The sequence below is a fragment of the Eubacterium sp. genome (genome assembly GCF_057858645.1).
In genome coordinates this window covers 96652-114833 of the sequence record NZ_DBLZZO010000003.1, presented here as the reverse complement: position 1 = coordinate 114833, position 18182 = coordinate 96652, and the positions used below count along the sequence as shown (strand labels likewise).

Sequence of the window (18182 nt, the reverse complement as noted above, 5' to 3'; positions counted from 1 at the left end):
TATAGTGAATAAATATAACGGAAACAAAGAATTTAAAATAGACATTCCAAAGTCTGTAAAATTAATAATAGATATTTTGGAAAAAAACGGCTACGAGGCGTTTGCTGTTGGTGGATGTGTAAGAGATACTATTTTAGACAGAAAACCTCAGGATTGGGATATTACAACTTCAGCATTGCCTAATCAGGTAAAGGAGTTGTTTTACAGAACAATTGATACAGGAATTCAACATGGAACGGTTACAGTTTTAATTAAGGGAGTAGGTTACGAGGTAACTACTTACCGAATTGATGGTGAGTACAATGACAGCAGACATCCTGAAAGTGTAGAGTTTACAGCAGATTTAATAGAGGATTTAAAAAGAAGAGATTTTACTATTAATGCCATGGCATACAATCCGGGAATTGGTTTGGTAGATGCTTTTGACGGAATTGGTGATATAGAAAAGAAAGAAATAAGATGCGTAGGGAATCCAAGAGAAAGATTCGGGGAGGATGCCCTTAGAATACTTAGAGCAGTAAGATTTTCGGCGCAGCTGGGATTTCATATTGAAGAGGGTACAATGGAAGCCATAAAAGAACTGGCAGGCACTCTTGAAAATATTAGTGCAGAGCGTATTCATGTGGAATTAGAGAAACTGATAATGTCAAATCATCCTGACAAACTTATAACAGCTTATGAGGCAGGCATAACTAAGGTGGTGCTTCCTGAATTTGACGCCATGATGGAATGTCCGCAGGTAAGCCCTTATCATATGTATAATGTAGGGGAACATACAATTAAGGTAATGGAGAATGTGCCACCAACAAAAGAAATGAGATGGGCTGCATTGTTACACGATGTGGGAAAACCTGATTCAGTAACTTATGACAAGAAGGAGCCAACAAGAATGCACTTTTACGGTCATGCTCATGTGGGAGCTAAGATGGTTTCGACCATTTTAAGGCGACTGAAAATGGATAACAAAACAATTAAGCTTGTAACAAGACTGGTGGAACATCACGATGACAGACCGGTGGCGGACAAAAAAGAACCTGTTCAGATTCGAAAAAGTGTAAATATAATTGGCAAAGATATTTACGATATGTATTTGCAACTTGCGTATGCTGACATTCAGGGGAAAAGTCAATACGGCAGAGAAAAAGGCATGGGGGCATATATTTACTCAAAAGAGCAGTACGAATACATTGTGGAAAATAATATATGCACCTGCAAAGGTGACATGGCTGTATCAGGAAGAGACTTAATAGCAGCAGGCTGTCCAACAGGTGAGATAATAGGAAACATACTTGATGAACTTCTTAAACGTGTAATACAGAAACCACAATTGAATAACAAAGAATCGTTAATGGAAATAGCAAAAACAATGTTCTAAACAGGCTTCTTTTTTCATATTTTTAGATAATGTATTAAAAATATGGAGGGAAGGTATGAACGAAAAAGCATTAACAGTGTTAGAACAATACGATTTAAACATAAAAGGTACTTACAGAACAAAAGGAAACTATGGTTGTACAACAGATGAAGGAAAATATCTCCTAATGGAATACAACAATAGCAACGAAAAAATGGTTCTAATGAGTACCTTTTATGATTATTTGGAAAAAGCAGGGTTTGTAACGGATAGTGTTATAGCAAACAAAGAAGGAGTATATGTTTCAATAAGTGAGGACGGCTATGCATATATTCTGAAAAAATGGTTTGATGGAGAAGACTGCAATAACACAAATAGAAAACATCTGCTACTTACAGTGGAAAATCTGGCAAAATTTCATAACGCAACAGAAAATACAACGGATATTTTTAAAGAGCAGAAATTTCATAAGGGAAGAAATCTGCTTGAAGTTATGAATAAACATAGCGGTGAAATATTGCGTATAAAAAATTACATAAAAAAGAGAAAAAACAAAAATGCTTTTGAAATGTACCTTCAAAACATTATAGAGGAATATTACATACAAAGCGTGGAGGCTTTAGGTGCAATTAAGAATTCCCGGTATGAACAGCTGTATAAGGAAAGCATTGCCAACGAGACAATTTATCATGGAAGTTACAATTATCACAATGTACTAATTAAGGAAAATAAAATAATCATGATTAACATGATGAAAATTTCCTACAGCCCGTCAGTTCAGGATTTGTATGACTTCATCAGAAAAGTGCTTGAAAAAAATAACTGGAACATTGCTTTAGGAAATGAACTTATTAAGGCATATGATTCAGTAAGAAAATTATCAAATATGGAGAGGGCAGTATTGAAAAGTCTTCTTAGTTATCCGGAAAAATTCTGGAAAATAATAAATTATTACTATAATTCTAACAAAGCCTGGTATTCTGAAAAAAATGAAGATAAATTGAAACAGTTCAGAAAAATGGAAAAATTAAGACGAAAATTTATAGAAAATATGGGATAAATAGCAAAAGTGAAACGTAAATTTATAGAAAATATGGGATAAATAGCAAAAGTGAAACATAAAAATGATTTTATAGTTTTAATTATTTAGGGTTTGTGATATTATGTGTAATGATTGTAAAAATATATAAAAAGGTCAAAGTTTGAATTAGTTTGAACCTTATGCCTGTAGGATGAAAACAGTTACAGACATTTCTGATTGAAACATAGGAGGTAATTATGGACTACAGAGAGTTGTATAATGAATGGCTTACAAACCCTTATTTTGACGATAACACTAAGAAAGAATTAGAAGCAATAGAAAACGATGATAAGGAAATTGAAGATCGTTTTTACAAGGAACTTGAATTTGGTACAGCAGGTCTTCGTGGAGTTATTGGTGCCGGAACTAACAGAATGAACATTTACACAGTTAGAAAGGCAACACAGGGATTAGCTAACTATATTATTAAGATGCATGGAGAAGACAAAGGTGTTGCAATAGCATACGATTCAAGACACATGTCACCTGAATTTGCTGATGAAGCAGCATTATGTTTAAATGCAAATGGAATTAAGGCTTATGTTTTTGATTCATTAAGACCTACACCTGAATTATCTTTTGCAGTTAGAGAGTTAAAGTGTATTGCAGGTATTAATGTAACAGCAAGTCATAACCCGGCAGAATACAACGGCTACAAAGTATATTGGGAAGATGGTGCACAGATTACACCCCCACACGATGTTGGAATCATGGATGCAGTTGCTGCATTAAAGGATTACAACAAAGTAAAAACTATGGACAAAGATCAGGCAGTTGCTGATGGATTATACATTCAGATTGGCAAGGAAGTTGATGATAAATATATTGAAATTCTTAAGACTCAGGTTAAGAACCCTGATGCAATTAAGGAAGTACAGAAAGATATCAAGATTGTTTACACACCACTTCATGGTACAGGCAACATTCCTGTAAGAAGAGTGTTAAAGGAACTTGGATTTGAAAATGTTTATGTAGTAAAAGAACAGGAATTACCTGACGGTGATTTCCCAACAGTTGGTTATCCAAACCCTGAATCAGCAAAAGCATTTGAATTAGCAGTTAAATTAGGTAATGAAGTAGGAGCAGATTTACTTCTTGCTACAGATCCTGATGCAGACAGACTTGGCGTTTATGTAAAAGGTAGCAAGCCTGGAACATACCACATCCTTACAGGTAACATGTCAGGCTGTTTACTTGCTGAATATGAAATCAGCCAGTTAAAGGAAAAAGGACAGCTTCCAAGTGATGGAGCTTTCATTAAGAGTATTGTTAGTACAAATCTTGCAAATGATATTGCTAAGTATTACAACATTAATTTATTTGAAGTTCTTACAGGTTTCAAATACATTGGTGAAAAGATGCTTGATTTCGAAGTTAATCACACAGGTACATATGTATTTGGTTTTGAAGAGAGTTATGGTTGCCTAATTGGAACACACGCAAGAGACAAGGATGCTATCGTTGCCTCAATGGCTTTATGTGAAGCAGCAGCTTATTACAAGACAAAGGGCATGTCTCTTTGGGATAAGATGAAAGAAATGTATGAGAGATACGGCTACTGGAGTGATGGCGTTCAGTCAATTGAATTAAAGGGTAAAGAGGGAATCGAAAAGATTCAGAATACTCTTGAAAAATTAAGAGAAAATGTACCAACTACAGTTGATAATTACAAGGTTCTTTCAGTAAGAGATTACTTAGCTGATACAGTAACAAACATGGAAACAGGTGATGTTACAACAACAGGTCTTCCAAAGTCAAATGTTTTATACCTTGATTTAAGTGAACATGCGTGGGTTTGTATCAGACCATCAGGAACAGAACCAAAACTTAAATTCTACTATGGAGTTAAGGGCGAAAACTTTGATGATTCAAAGGCAAAATTAGCTGACCTTGGTTCATACATGATTAACATAGTAAATGAAATGCTCAAGTAATATTATTAAAACAAAAACATAATAAGAATAAAAATAAATCACTATAATATATTTTAATAAAGGTATATTATGGTGATTTTTTTATGAAAAAAAATAAAATAAAAATTCTGCTGGTACTAACGTTAGCCATTGTTGTTACATCTGCCTGCGGCTATGAAAAAATCAAAAAAACAAAAGTAAAAGACATGGACTATACTGTTGTGGCAGAAAATGAAATGCCAAAAGAAGTGAAGGAGATAATTGAAAAAAGAAAAGACAAGGAGTTTCAGGTTACATACAGCAACAATGAATATACATATATTATTATTGGGTACGGTAGACAACAGTACGAGGGCTATTCCATAAAAGTTAAGGAAATGTATGAAAGTGACAATGCCATATATATAAAAACTCAGTTTAACGGTCCAAAAGAATACACCAACGAGGAGAATGTAACTTATCCCGTAATTGTTGTTAAAACAGAGTATAGCGATAAAAGTGTAATATTTAATGAATAAGAAAATGAAATAATGCATAGATTATAGAAGATTTAAAGGTAAGGGGGAAATATGGAATTAGAGAAAAGTAATATTCATATGAATAAAATAGTAGAAAGTCAAAGGGCAACTTTTTATGTAACAAAGGAGTGTAATTTACCAGAGCAATCAATGGAAAGCATAATAAATCATCAGGAAAAGATTACATTAGACAGTGGTATCATTAGAGGAAATCAGGTTATAATTAATGGCAATGTTTCCTACGGAATAATGTTTTACGGAGAAGACAATGCACCGTCAGGAGTTACAGGGGAGATTCCTTTTGAAGAAAATATTAAAATTAATACTACAGAAGAAAATATTAAGGCAAGCGTGGATTTAACTATTTTATCGGGTTCAATTAAAATGATTGACAACCGAAATTACATATATAAGATTCAGGTTATGGCGAATGTTAATATTGAAAAAATAGAAGATATTGAGGCGGTATGTGCTATCTCAAGAGAAAATACAATGACTAAATATAAAACGATTGAAAATCTCATGATATTAGCAGACAGAAATGAAACCTTTAGAATTAATGAAAGGATTTCGTTGCCATCAGGTAATCCCACAATAGAAAAAATAATTTGGAGCGATGTAAAAATCAGAAAGCTTACAACCAAAATGTTGGAGGGCATGATTCATTTATCAGGTCAGCTGAAGGTTTTTATTATGTACACTCCGGAAGAACAGTCGATTCCCGTCCAGTGGTTTGATACTGTTATAGATTTTAGTGGCACATTAGAGGCGCCTGAGGCAAGAGAAGATTTAATATCTTATATTTGCGGGGATATTCATAATGTAGAACTTGAAGCCACAATGAATCAGGACAACGAGATGAAAGATTTGGATATTAGTGCATTACTAAAATTATCTATAAAGATATACGAAGAAAACAAGATGGATGTTTTGGAAGATATATACGCACCGGATGTGGATTTGTGCCCAATGGAAAAAGAACAGAAATATGAAAAGCTGTTAGTAAAAAATGAGTCAAGAACAAAGAATATTATAAAAATTGATGTAGACCAAAGTAAGGGACATATTTTACAAATTTGCAATAGCGATACAAGACTTCAAATTGATAATATTTCAGTAGGGGAAAACAACCTTAGGGTAACAGGTAAGATTCGGGCAACAATAATTTATATTTCCTCAGATGATATTTATTCAATTTGCTGTCAGACAAAGGAAACTGATTTTGAGCATAGAATTGATACTGAGGGAATTTCCAAAGACGACAAATACTATATTAACTGGAAAGTCGAGCAGGTAAGTTCTAACATGATTAGCACAAACCAGGTGGAAGTAAAATCAGTGATAGCTTTACAGGCTATGGTTTTTAAAGAAGAAAAATGCAATTTCGTTTGGGACATTGAAGAAAAGCCTGTTAACTGGGCAAAGTTTAATGACGCCCCTATCCTTAAAGGATATATTGTAAGAAAAGGCGATACCCTGTGGAAACTTGCAAAGGCCAATTACACCACCGTTGACAATATTATGAAAATTAATCAGTTGGAAAATGAAAAAATAAGAGAAGGGGATAAACTACTTTTGGTTAAAAATTGTCAGTAGAACTTAAAAACATTTACAAAATAAACATATAAAGATAATACTTTAAAGAAAGCCTAATTTCACAAAACAATAGATGACAAAGAGTTAAAATGTGAACAAACTTGTAAATAAATTATAAAAAAAGTATACTTAAACAGTAATTAAAAAAGCAAATATGAAAAATAGAGATTAACGAAAATAGGAGAAATGTATGGATAAGTTACAGCTAAAAGCCTATGGAAAAATAAATCTAGGTCTTGATGTTATTAGAAAACGACCTGATGGCTACCATGATTTGGATATGATTATGCAAATGGTAGATGTTTATGATGACATTATTATTGAAAAAAAAGCAGGAGAAGAAATTGTTGTAAAAGCTGATGCAGCAGTGCTTTCCAACGGTAAGGATAATTTGGCATATATGGCAGCCAAAATGCTTTTTGATGAATTTGGAATTAAGTCAGGAGTTGAAATAACAATTCACAAAAGAATACCAATTGCAGGTGGAATGGCAGGCGGTAGCTCTGACTGCGCAACAACTTTAATTGGCATTAACGAAATGTTTAATTTAGGTTTGTCAAAACAACAGCTTATGGAACGTGGAGTTAAGCTTGGAGCAGATGTTCCTTACTGCGTGCTTGGTGGAACTGCAATAGCAAGAGGGATAGGAGAAGTTTTAACACCGCTACCTACACCACCACAGTGCCATGTAATCATTGCAAAACCACCTATATCAGTTTCAACAGCCTATGTTTACGGGCATATCAGACCTGACGAAATAACCAAAAGACCTGACATTGAACAGATGACTTTAGCAATAAAAGAACAGGATTTGAACAAACTTTCAGATCTTTTATATAATGTTATGGAAGAAGTAACTGTGTCAGAGTATCCCGTTATTGAAAAACTAAAAAGCATTATGCTTGAAAAGGGCGCGTTAAATTCAATTATGAGTGGTAGCGGCCCAACAGTTTTCGGACTTTTCGATGACAGGGAAAAAGCACAGGCTGCAATGAAAGCTCTGGATTCTAAAGAACTAACAGAGCAGCTGTATCTAACAAAGTTTATTTAATCCAAAAAGTTATTTAAAAACTTTAAATACTTAAATTTAATAATTGTTTTGTATTCCCGCTCGCCCAAAGAATCCTTCAAACGCTCTTTTGAAGAATCCGGGACAGTGCCGGAACTTGCATCTACAAAACATAATTGAGGATAAAGGACGCACCACCAGTTGTGTCCTTTTCCTTTGCCAATATATATGGTGTATGAAGTGTACTCACCTTTAGGGTAAACTACGTCCCCGTAAGTTTTCTTTGGAAAGTCATCTTTGCCGAATTTAGAAGTCACGTTATAATCAAACCCGTTCTCGTCAATTGTTTTTTGAGCAATGTTCAAAATCTTTTCGTTATGAGTAGTAATGAACAAGCTGTATTCTTTAAGAGAATTAAGTTCCTTGGTTTCTCTGTAAATATAGTCAACAACTGCATCTTTTACCTTTAATTTGAGAGTCTGGTCAATAACGGTATCACTGTTTGCCCTAACATGAAACCTGATTGTGTTTTTAGCAAGAGCTGTACTTGCAGCTGAATATTCCATTTTGTAAAAAAGAATAAATGACATAAACCCTAGAAATAAAAGTATGTAAGGAAGCAGTAGTTTATTGTGTTTAAATTTTGATTTTATTGAATTTAAGTAATCATGTTTTAAATGTTTAGACATATTGTCACTTGAACTTAAAAATTTATTTTTCACTTTTAGAATTCCTTTCCAATTAATAATTATGTTACATAAAGAGTGTTGCCGATTATTTTTTTTATATTCAAAAATCAACTCAATTTATATAAGAGTATTGAATAATTTATTGAATAAAGGTAAAATAAAAAGACGTGAAAAAAAGAAGGGTGAAAGTATTTTTATGGATAGATTTGATAACGCACCAGTTGGTATATTTGATTCCGGAGTTGGAGGATTAACTGTTGCGAGAGAAATAGCAAGACAGATTCCAAATGAAAGTTTTGTTTATTTTGGGGATACAGCAAGAGTTCCTTATGGAAGCAAGTCAAAGGAAACAATAATTAGATATTCCCGCCAAATTGTTAGATTTTTACAGACAAAGAAGGTTAAGGCAATTGTTGTTGCCTGTAATACAGCCAGTGCTTTTGCATTAGATACAATTGAGAAAGAATTGGATATTCCCGCAATAGGCGTTGTAAAGCCGGGAGCAAAGAGTGCCGTTGAGAATACAACTAATAAACGAATCGGAATTATTGGAACAGAAGGAACAATTAATAGTGAGTTATATACACAGTACATTCATAGCATTGATCCGGAAGTTACAGTTTTTGGAAAAGCATGTCCCCTTTTTGTACCATTAGTTGAAGAGGGAATGTTACATGATCCGGTTACTGATGAGATTACAAGACGGTATCTTGATGAAATGAAGGAAAAAGATATAGACAGTTTGATTTTAGGCTGTACTCATTATCCACTATTAAGAAGCACAATCAGGAAAATAATGGGTGAGGGGGTTAATTTAGTAAACCCTGCCTATGAAACAGCCATTAGTTTAAAGAAAATGTTAAAAGAAAATGGTATAAGTGCTGAAAATAATGCAAAGCCACATTATGAATTTTATGTAAGTGATGCGGCTGAAAAGTTCAGAACATTTGCTAATTCAATTATGCCGTTTGAAATTGACGAAACAAACAGAATTAATATTGAAGAATATTAATTCCATGCAATGAGATTAAAGTTTAAGGAAATGTAATATGGGTGAGAATGTAGTAATTAAAATTTCAGGATTACAGATAGTTGAAAATACAGGTGATAATGTTGAAGTAATTGCGAAAGGCAAGCATTACTTAAAAAAAGACAAACATTACCTACTATATGAAGAATATGAAAATGACGAAAACACAAAGACAAGCAATATGATTAAGTTTAACAATGATATTGTTGAAATTACAAGAAAAGGTCAGGTAGATGGAAAACTGATTTTTCAGGAGAACCAGAAGAAGCAGTCATTGTACAGCACTCCTATGGGAGATTTGTTAATTGAGGTCCTTACTAAGGAAATAGAGGTTAGCGATGATGACGATGATGTGAATTTAAAAATCAAGTATCAGATTCATGTGGATGGAAACAAAGTTTCTGATAATGAAATTGATATTAGTGCCATGCACAGTTAAGAAAAGTTGAAATCTTGAGGATAGATAGCAGGGAATGTAGTTATGTATTATTTGAAGATTTCAACTTTTTTGATTTGTTTTTACGTATACTTTCATTTCTATTTCCCACTCTATCTACGTTTTCTATTTCGTGATCCTATCTCTATTTAACTCTATTTCCTTTTAGCCTGATTTTGTATAATCATTTACGTTTTTATTGCTATATATTTTATGTTAAATCAAAAATCTAATATTGCCACATTATCTGTTAAAATTTGACATAAAATCGTTTATTATGATATTATATAGTAATATGAAAAAATTTAAGGAGGACAATGCTATGAAAAAAGTATTAAGCTATTTGATGGCAATAGCTTTAATCGTTACCAGTATTTCATTTGTTGGTACCGATAAAGTAAGTGCTCATCAAAAGTACACAACCAAAGGTTTGGTTATTGACACATCATTAGTGCCCCAGGATTCTAATATCTCAGTTAAGAACGAAGACGGCAAAAATCCAGACATTACAACAAAGACCAATGTTCAGTTTACATTGGATACAAATGTGGACTCAGACTGGTCAATCAGTGGACCTGATGACAAAGTTACTATTGACAGTTATGGTGTTGTATCTGTAAAAAGAGGTGCATCAAAAGCTACATATACTGTAACTGCAAAAGGTAAAAACATAGCAAATGATTACAATACGGAAGTGTCATGTAAGATTCAGGTTAGAGGAGATGAGGATGCCGCCGAAGCAACATCAGTTAAATTAAATAAGAAACTGATAGAAGCCGGTAATGAAGATTTTGTTAATGTTTCAAGTGACTTAAACACATTGACAGTAACAGGTAAAATATCTAAACTTGGACTTTACGAAGAAGTTGAACCTTCATATATTTTGGATAAGAAGGTTACTTATTCTGTAGACAATTCAAAAGTTGCTACAGTAGGTGAAAGCGGAAAAAGTTTAACAACTCTTTCTCCTTCTTCAGGTATTACGTTAAAAGCTAAAGTAGGTAATTTCGTTCAGGATATAAAGTTAGTTGTTAAAGATTATACAATCAATGATGCAACTGTAGAATTGAAATGCGTAAACGTTCCAACTTTAAAGTCTAATTCAAACAGATTTAATATAAAACTTAATCAAACTTTAATTTTCGAAGTATCAAGTACAATTTCTCATGTGTTCAACGCTTCACAAACTTATTGTATGTGGGATATTAAGTATGGAGATGAGGAACTAACTATCAATCCGGCACCTACAGCGCAAATTAAGGATTTTAAGTTAGCTACAATGGGAAAAGATAAAGGGGATACAAGCAAAATATTGGTACAAACACCAATTGCAAGTAGTGATGATTATAAGAAACTATTAAAAGAGAATAATACAATAAAGGTACATTTTGACCAGTATTATACTAGCGATGAAAACGGCAATAAAATAATTCCAAGAGATTATACGCTATCTTTCTCAGAAGACGTTAATTCTTTCTCAAGTGTAGATTTAGATTTCTCATCATATTATGAAGAAAACAAAGATTTCAGTGTGAAGAAAGAAGTAATTGAAGGTGAAGAAAGAGATGTTTACTATTTAGAATCTGATGGTACAACAATTGATCTTCCACAGATTACACAGAGCAATGTGCCGGCAGTTAGAAATTTTGAAGACGCAAGAGAATCATGTTTCTACAATAAAGATGGAAGTGATCCAGCTTATGAAGTTTCATATAAGATTGGAGAAGTTAAATCTTTAAACGATTCTTACAAGAACAATACTATGACTAATTCAAATACTGAATTAAGTTCAATTAAAGAAGTAAACACAGAAGACAGAACTTTAACTAAAAAGGGTACAGGTTACTTCACAATTACGGTTACAACAAAAGGTGAAGTTAATTATACTGCAAAAACTTATTATATCAGACTTGTAACTGCAGTTGAAAAACTTACAATTTCCCATTCTAAACAGGAAAAAGAGGTTATTCACATTCGTCAGGGTGAAGCTGATACACCAACATTACAGATAGGTGGTGTAACAAAGAACGTGACTGACAAAGATCCATATCTTGACATTGAATTTTTAAAGGCAGATGGTTCACAGTCAAACATTGCAACAGCAACTGTTGATGACAGCAAATTGACAGTAAATGGTATTTCAACCGGTAAAGTGACTGTAAGAGTATCAAGTGCAGTTGATAAGAGCAAAACCGCAGAATACATATTGTATGTAAATGATGAATATTTTAAGCCGGACATGTTATTTATTGATTGCAATGAAGCTATTAATGATGGTTACATGGACAACGATGGAAATGTTCAGGGTAGAGTAGATGGAGCAAACTTAAAAGTTACGGCACAGGGAATTGGTGCAGGTGTTCCATTAGTTGATTGGATTAGTTCAGACGAAAGTGTGGCTAAGGTTATTGACGGTAAGTTATATACATACAAATCAACAGGAACAGGCTTTGTTACAATTCAGGCAGTTGCAAGAGGAAACAGCGATGTGAAATCTGAACCATTAAAATTATATGTAAAAGATATACCGGCAACAGGAATCAAAACTATTGCTGAAGCTGTAAAAGAAGGCAGAGCACCAGTTGTTTCAGAACCTGGAAACAATACAGGTATATGTAAGGCTTTTGAGAACTTTACTTTAGAAGCAAAGGACTATGTTCCAAGTAATGCATCATCAGCACCTGGAAAAATCACTTGGTCATCATCTGACAGTTCAGTTGCAACAATTGATGCAAATACAGGTTTAGTTAGAACATTAAAAGAAGGAACTACAACAATTACAGCAAGATACAACTCATCAACTACTGATTTCAGCGACACTACATATACACTTGTTGTAAAGGGTGAAGCAGAACATGTAACAAGAGTTGCCATTGAAAACGGATTAGAATTAAGACTTGCTAAAATTGGCGACAGTGATACATTAAAAGCAAGAGTAGATGGTACTGCAGCAAATAAGAATGTTATATGGTCAACATCTAACAAAAACATTGTAACAGTTACAGATAATGGTGTTGTTACAGCAGTAGCAGCAGGTACAGCAGTAATTACAGCCACTTCAGCATTTGACAATACAAAGAAAGCGACAATTAAGGTTATTGTTCCGGCAACACAGGAACCAACAACAAAGGTTAAACCTACTGAAAAAGTAAAGGTAGCAAAGGCTTCAATTAAGTCAGCTAAGAATGTTAAGAAGAAAGCGTTATTATTAAAACTTAAGAGAATATCTAGTGCAAAGAAATACAAGATTCAGTGTGCATTAAACAAGAAGTTCACTAAATCTGTAAAAACAGTTACTACTTCAAAATTATCTTACAAGTTTAAAAAACTTAAGGCTAAGAAGAAGTACTATGTAAGAGTATGTGGAATAAACGGTAAGGTAAAGGGACCATGGAGTGCTGTTAAGAAAGTAGTTATTAAGAAATAGCCAAAAATAATCAGATATCTTTGGTAAAGATATAATCGATAATTAGCTAAAATATAATTGTATAAAAACATAATAAGTTGTGTAAAGAAAATATATCCATTGTAAAATGCCAAAAGCAATTTGCATACGATTGTAATAATGTATTAAGCAAAGAATATATGATTAAAATAATAGGGAAGCGTAAAGCTTCCCTAAAACAAAAAATAAGCTACATTGAAAGATTAATTCGATGTAGCTTATTTTTATTAATGTAATGAGAAATACCTTCAAAATTTCTTATTACATTAAAACTATTCTATTTATTCTTTCTTCCAAAACGTTTCTTCTTCTTTGGAGCTTCATAAACAGGTCCGCGGATTCTTTTAAATGATGTGATGTAAATTCCGCTAACTCTTGCTTTAACTTCCTGCTTAGGAAGAATTGTTTCGTAAACCTTTGCATCAGCAATAAGATTCATAACTCTAGGACCTGCTTTAACCTTTACAATAGGTAATTTAGCACGTCTTGCATACTTAGGTGTCTGCTCTAAAACAATACTAGGAAGTCCTGCATCTTTTAACTTCAGTTTCTTTTTATCTAGAACGTATAAACTAATTAACTGTGAGTTCTCCTGCATAGTTTTCTGCTGCTCTGCCTGCTTCTTTTCTGCTTTTCTTCCAATAAAATATAGCGCTATAACGGCAATCAAAAGAATTACTATGATTACAATAAGTGCAATTGATAGTCCGCTTAGAGCTAACAATGGTGAAATGTTATTCATTTTGTACCTCCATATAAACTAATCTTGTGATATTCTATCATTTTATCGCTTAATTGACAACATTAACGAAGAATAAACATAAATAAACGTTCCACTAGGGATGCACACTGATGCAAAAAAAAATAGTTGCGGGAGGGCACGCATTGGGTGCGTAGAATGTCACAAGCAATATTCTTTGTTCTAAAACTATCTCTGAATCAAACAAGAATGATGAAAAAATAGTCTGTTTTGTAAATTGATTACTGATTTGATAAAATTCGAACCTGTTCCTTAACAATAGAAGGAAGCTGCTTTTGTCCTGCTCTGTCTAACTGGTCAGTATAGATAGGTTTGCCAAAAGTAACAATAACCTTCGAGGACTTGATTCGTGGCTGTTGTTTTTCGAAAATATTATATGTTCCCTGAATACCTACAGGAACAACAGGGCATTTTGCCTTAGTGGCAATCTTAAAACTACCTTCCTTAAATTCTCCAAGTTTGCAGTCTTTTGAACGTGTGCCTTCAGGAAAAAGAAAAATTGATATACCATTTCTAATCATGTCAGCAGCATTAAGTACCGATTTTAAACCGGCACGTGGGTCTTTTCTGTCTAAAAAGATGCAGTTTACAAAATACATCCACCAACTTAAAAATGGAACCTTCTTAATTTCCTTCTTTGCTATATAACCTGTAGGCTGTTTCATTAAAGGGTATGTGACAATAATATCGTAGAAACTTGTATGATTACCTACGAACAATACTGCCTGGTCTTTTGGAATATTTTCATAGCCATGTACCTCCAGTTTAACTCCTGAAATAAGCTGAACTATTCTTAAGCCAAAGTTGACAAAAGCAAGGCTGCTTTTATTGCGGGCATTCATATTAAATCTCTCTAAAATTAATTCCAATAATTGAATAGGTAAAGAGACAATAAAATATACAATTAAAAAAACAAGTAAAATAATTAGTCTTATCATAAAAACTCCTTTGTAGAAATATTATTATAAATATGTACAACCTGGTACTCCCGTATACAAATATGTTTCATGCATAAAGTAACGGCATTGTAGTAGATTCTACATATTAAATAATGTTACCACAATATTTAATAAATAAAAAGATTAGAAGATTAAAAGGTCAGTATTACTTCACTTGTATACTTATATTATGTATATACCGGCAGATTACTATGTTTGCCCTCCGCCTTTATTCTAACATAAATACGGGAAGGATTTTTGATACGGTAATTATAATGAGATGTTTGGTGAAATTATACAGTATTTTACCAAAGAAATTGTAAAAAGTGATAGAAACACTAATAAAAACATTTTTATTTATTGAATTGGGTACATGTTCGTGCTATAGTAACATTAAATAGCGAGTAGTTCGCGTTTTTTATTAAGAGGAGGAAATAAAATGAAAGCATTAAAGAGATTTACAGCTGTAGTAGCTTCACTTGCACTTACAGTTGGTATGTGTGTTAGTGTATTTGCAGGATCTACATGGGGAGATTACATTGGATTCGATGGCAAGCCAGGACACACATGGTACGAAGCAGCAGATGGTAAGTTTACACAGAACTCAGATACATCATGGACATGTAAGATGAAGACAATCGGTTGGGGTGGTGTCTGGGGATGCCAGGTATTCCAGGATACAAAAAAGGGCAACGGCAAGGTTGACATTAAGAAAGGTCAGGAATACAAATTACAGTGTACATTAAAGTCAAGCGACATGGATAAGTGGGTTGTAGTTAAGGTTGCAACAAAAGAAAACATTGCATTTGCAAAGTGGGTTAAGTTAAAGAAAGGTCAGAACACTACAATTAACGAAACATTCACAGCTAAGTGTGATGCAACATCTATCTATTTTGGTTTAGGTGGAGACTTTGGTGATAGAGATGATGAAAAAGATTTATATACATACGCTGAAGGTGGCGCTAAATCAATCAGTGATGGTAATAGTGATGCAGCTGGTAAGGGTACAACAATTACATGTACAGGATACTCACTTGAATCAACAGCAGCAGCTGCACAGGCAACAACAGCAGCAGCCGGACAGGGTACACAGTCAGGTCAGACTGGTACAGTTAGCACAGCTCCTAGCACAGTAGCAACTGGTGACTTCACACCAATCGCTTGCGCAGCAGCAGCCGTAGTAGCAGCTTCAGTTATCGTTGTATTCGCTAGAAAAAGAGAAAACAACTAATTAAGAACTTAACTTAATACAATATATAAAAAGAAGATTTGCTTAATCCTTTTTTGGATGGCAAATCTTCTTTTTTTGAGCAATAGGTATTTATATTGCATAAAAATTCACTTTAAAGATTGTCAAAATAACAAAAAATAAAATAAATTAAAAAACATTTCAATCCTAGTAAATATAGGCAATTAAGCTTTTATGTAAAGCAGAAAAAGATGAGCAAAAAGTATCAAAACTCCCTGAACTGCCCATTATATGGTAATTGTTAATAAATTAACAATAAAAATGAACCAACTATAGTTTCAAAAATGTGAACATTTTATGTAAACAGAAAAGAACTGTTGTTAAAATAGTACAATAAAAAAGAACCTAAAATCGTTTTTTATTGTTGATTTGTACATATTGTTGTGATAAAATCGTTATTAAGGAAGTCACTATGTGAATTCTAGTGTAGGTGAAAGAATTTTTTCAATAAGGAGGAGAATAAAATGAAAAAATTAGGCCGTAAAGCATTAGCTTTATCACTAACAGTTGTTATGGGAACATCAATGTTATTAACAGGATGTGGCTCAGGTAGCTCAGATGGAAAGGACGGAAGTGTTGATAGTCCAAAAGATTTAGGAGTTACAACAGGATTGAATGCTGATACAAAGGGCGACATTTCAATTATGGTATGGTCAGGTGATGGAAAGTATTACGAAGATATCGGAAACCCTGACAGCAAAGCTGGTAAGCAATTATCAGATGCAAAGAACATTACAGCAAGTAACGTTGCACAGGTATATGCAGTAGCTCAGAAGTTCCATGAAGCATATCCTAACATTAAGATTAATCTTTGGTCAAAGAGCGGTGACCCAGATCAGTACAATACAGCAACTTGGGAAGAAGAAATGGAAAACTTCAAGGCTAAGTATGGTAAGTATCCTGATGTTTGGGCTTCAACAGATGTTACATCAGATGTTAAGAAAGGTTTAGTTGCTGACTTATCAGTTTACAAAGATGATGAAACATATAAGTCATACAATAAATCTCTTATGGATAAGTTAAACTATTATGGATTCCAGGCTGGTATTCCATCATACACAATCCCTTGGGGTGTTTGGGTTAACAAGTCTTTAGCAGAAGATAACAACATTAGCGTTCCAGATCCAGATTGGACAATTGATGAATTTACAAGATTTGTCACAAAGGCTGATGATAAGACATTCTGGGGAATTAAAGCAATTCCTGGAACAATCATCAACATCGGAACAGAAGCAATTGCAAGAAACATTACTAAGGAAAACAAAGTTGATTTAAATAATGAAGAAGTTAAATCATTATTAAGTTACATTCCTAAGTGGTCAGACCACACAATCGATTCTGCAGAAGGTTCAGGTGCCTTAACTAAGGAAATCGTTCAGGAAAGCAAGGCTTATACATGGTACTACTTCACAAACAACAGAACATTAGTTAACACAACAGATCCTTGGTTCTTAACAGCAGGCGCTGATGAATCAGCAAAGGACAGCGATGCATACATCAAGGCTGCTGATTGGGATTATTATCCATTCCCATCAACTAAGTATACAGAAAACAGCGTTAAGATCGTTATGGATCCAATGTGTATACATAACTACGCACAGGATGATGGAAACACAGAATGGAGCAAGGCAGAAACACAGAAGAGAGATGTAGCTTACACATTCGCATCATTCTGGACAGCTTCAACAGTAGCAAAGAAAGCAGTTTATGCTCAGAAGTTCTCTGAAAACGGAGAAATGAAACTTGCAGCTGGAGATTCATTCCCAGTTGTAACAGGTAAGGCTTATGATGAACAGATGGATTTATGGAACAGCATCGATGCTCATAAACTTTACAAAGACAAAGCAGGATTCCAGGAAGTTCTTAAGATCTGGAAAGAAGGCAAGAACACAGTTGTTGACTATAGCGATGCATGTGAAAAGTGTTGGACTAAGTCAGTTACTGAAAGTGGAGAAAAGAAAGATACATTATATGAATGGAATCATAATGGTGACGAGCAGGTAGTTGGAGCATGGCCTGGAGATAAGGATTGGGCTGATAATGTTAAGGCTAAACTTTCAGATTGGAATTCAACAATCAACAAACGTATTGATAAAGCTCAGACACAGCTTAAAGATGCTTTAAAGAAATACTATAATATTGAGGCTAAATAGTAATTACTAAT

General features: G+C 33.7%; 14 protein-coding genes. 11 read left to right on the top strand and 3 right to left on the bottom strand.

The window, feature by feature from the left end; translation table 11 throughout:
• The first annotated feature begins 4 nt into the window (after positions 1–4).
• The 6 genes from ACZM4J_RS02000 (at position 5) to ispE (ending at position 7513) form a co-directional block, all read left to right on the top strand.
• Positions 5–1375, top strand: coding sequence for a CCA tRNA nucleotidyltransferase (locus ACZM4J_RS02000; RefSeq protein ID WP_022164825.1), 1371 nt, complete (start codon positions 5–7; stop codon positions 1373–1375).
• A gap of 55 nt (positions 1376–1430) precedes the next feature.
• A complete protein-coding gene (locus ACZM4J_RS01995; protein WP_022164824.1) occupies positions 1431–2414 on the top strand; it encodes a CotS family spore coat protein in 984 nt (327 codons plus the stop codon).
• Between the two features lie 215 nt (positions 2415–2629).
• Complete coding sequence (locus ACZM4J_RS01990) at positions 2630–4369, top strand: phospho-sugar mutase (protein ID WP_489485527.1); 1740 nt, start codon at positions 2630–2632, stop codon at positions 4367–4369.
• A gap of 83 nt (positions 4370–4452) precedes the next feature.
• Positions 4453–4866: a protease complex subunit PrcB family protein gene (locus ACZM4J_RS01985; RefSeq protein WP_022164822.1), complete on the top strand. Its 414-nt coding sequence runs from the start codon at positions 4453–4455 to the stop codon at positions 4864–4866.
• A gap of 51 nt (positions 4867–4917) precedes the next feature.
• Entirely contained in the window at positions 4918–6462 is a 1545-nt protein-coding gene (locus tag ACZM4J_RS01980; RefSeq protein ID WP_022164821.1) for a DUF3794 and LysM peptidoglycan-binding domain-containing protein, read from the top strand.
• Between the two features lie 190 nt (positions 6463–6652).
• Positions 6653–7513: a 4-(cytidine 5'-diphospho)-2-C-methyl-D-erythritol kinase gene (gene ispE, locus ACZM4J_RS01975; RefSeq protein ID WP_022164820.1), complete on the top strand. Its 861-nt coding sequence runs from the start codon at positions 6653–6655 to the stop codon at positions 7511–7513.
• Here the strand turns inward: ispE and spoIIR are convergent.
• Positions 7510–8193: a stage II sporulation protein R gene (spoIIR, locus tag ACZM4J_RS01970; RefSeq protein WP_022164819.1), complete on the bottom strand. Its 684-nt coding sequence runs from the start codon at positions 8191–8193 to the stop codon at positions 7510–7512. The genes ispE and spoIIR overlap by 4 nt on opposite strands.
• A gap of 163 nt (positions 8194–8356) precedes the next feature.
• Here spoIIR and murI point away from each other — a divergent pair, with 163 nt between their 5' ends.
• The 3 genes from murI (at position 8357) to ACZM4J_RS01955 (ending at position 13053) form a co-directional block, all read left to right on the top strand.
• Complete coding sequence (gene murI / locus ACZM4J_RS01965; protein WP_117999837.1) at positions 8357–9172, top strand: glutamate racemase; 816 nt, start codon at positions 8357–8359, stop codon at positions 9170–9172.
• A 37-nt stretch (positions 9173–9209) separates the two neighbouring features.
• Positions 9210–9629 (top strand): YwiB family protein, encoded by a 420-nt coding sequence (locus ACZM4J_RS01960; RefSeq protein ID WP_022164817.1) that lies wholly within the window; start codon positions 9210–9212, stop codon positions 9627–9629.
• Positions 9630–9948: 319 nt separating this feature from the next.
• Entirely contained in the window at positions 9949–13053 is a 3105-nt protein-coding gene (locus ACZM4J_RS01955) for an Ig-like domain-containing protein (protein ID WP_022164816.1), read from the top strand.
• Positions 13054–13348: 295 nt separating this feature from the next.
• On the opposite strand, the gene ACZM4J_RS01950 is transcribed toward ACZM4J_RS01955, so the two are convergent.
• Positions 13349–13813 carry a hypothetical protein gene (locus ACZM4J_RS01950; RefSeq protein ID WP_022164815.1) on the bottom strand — a complete coding sequence of 155 codons (465 nt, stop codon included), beginning with the start codon at positions 13811–13813 and terminating at the stop codon, positions 13349–13351.
• A 239-nt stretch (positions 13814–14052) separates the two neighbouring features.
• On the bottom strand, positions 14053–14769 hold the full coding sequence (locus tag ACZM4J_RS01945) for a lysophospholipid acyltransferase family protein (protein WP_022164814.1): 717 nt from the start codon (positions 14767–14769) through the stop codon (positions 14053–14055).
• A gap of 439 nt (positions 14770–15208) precedes the next feature.
• On the opposite strand from ACZM4J_RS01945, the gene ACZM4J_RS01940 reads away from it, so the two are divergent.
• Positions 15209–16000, top strand: a complete 792-nt coding sequence (locus ACZM4J_RS01940) for a hypothetical protein (protein ID WP_412335775.1) — start codon at positions 15209–15211, stop codon at positions 15998–16000.
• Positions 16001–16482: 482 nt separating this feature from the next.
• On the top strand, positions 16483–18171 hold the full coding sequence (locus tag ACZM4J_RS01935; protein WP_022164713.1) for an ABC transporter substrate-binding protein: 1689 nt from the start codon (positions 16483–16485) through the stop codon (positions 18169–18171).
• Positions 18172–18182: the final 11 nt, after the last annotated feature.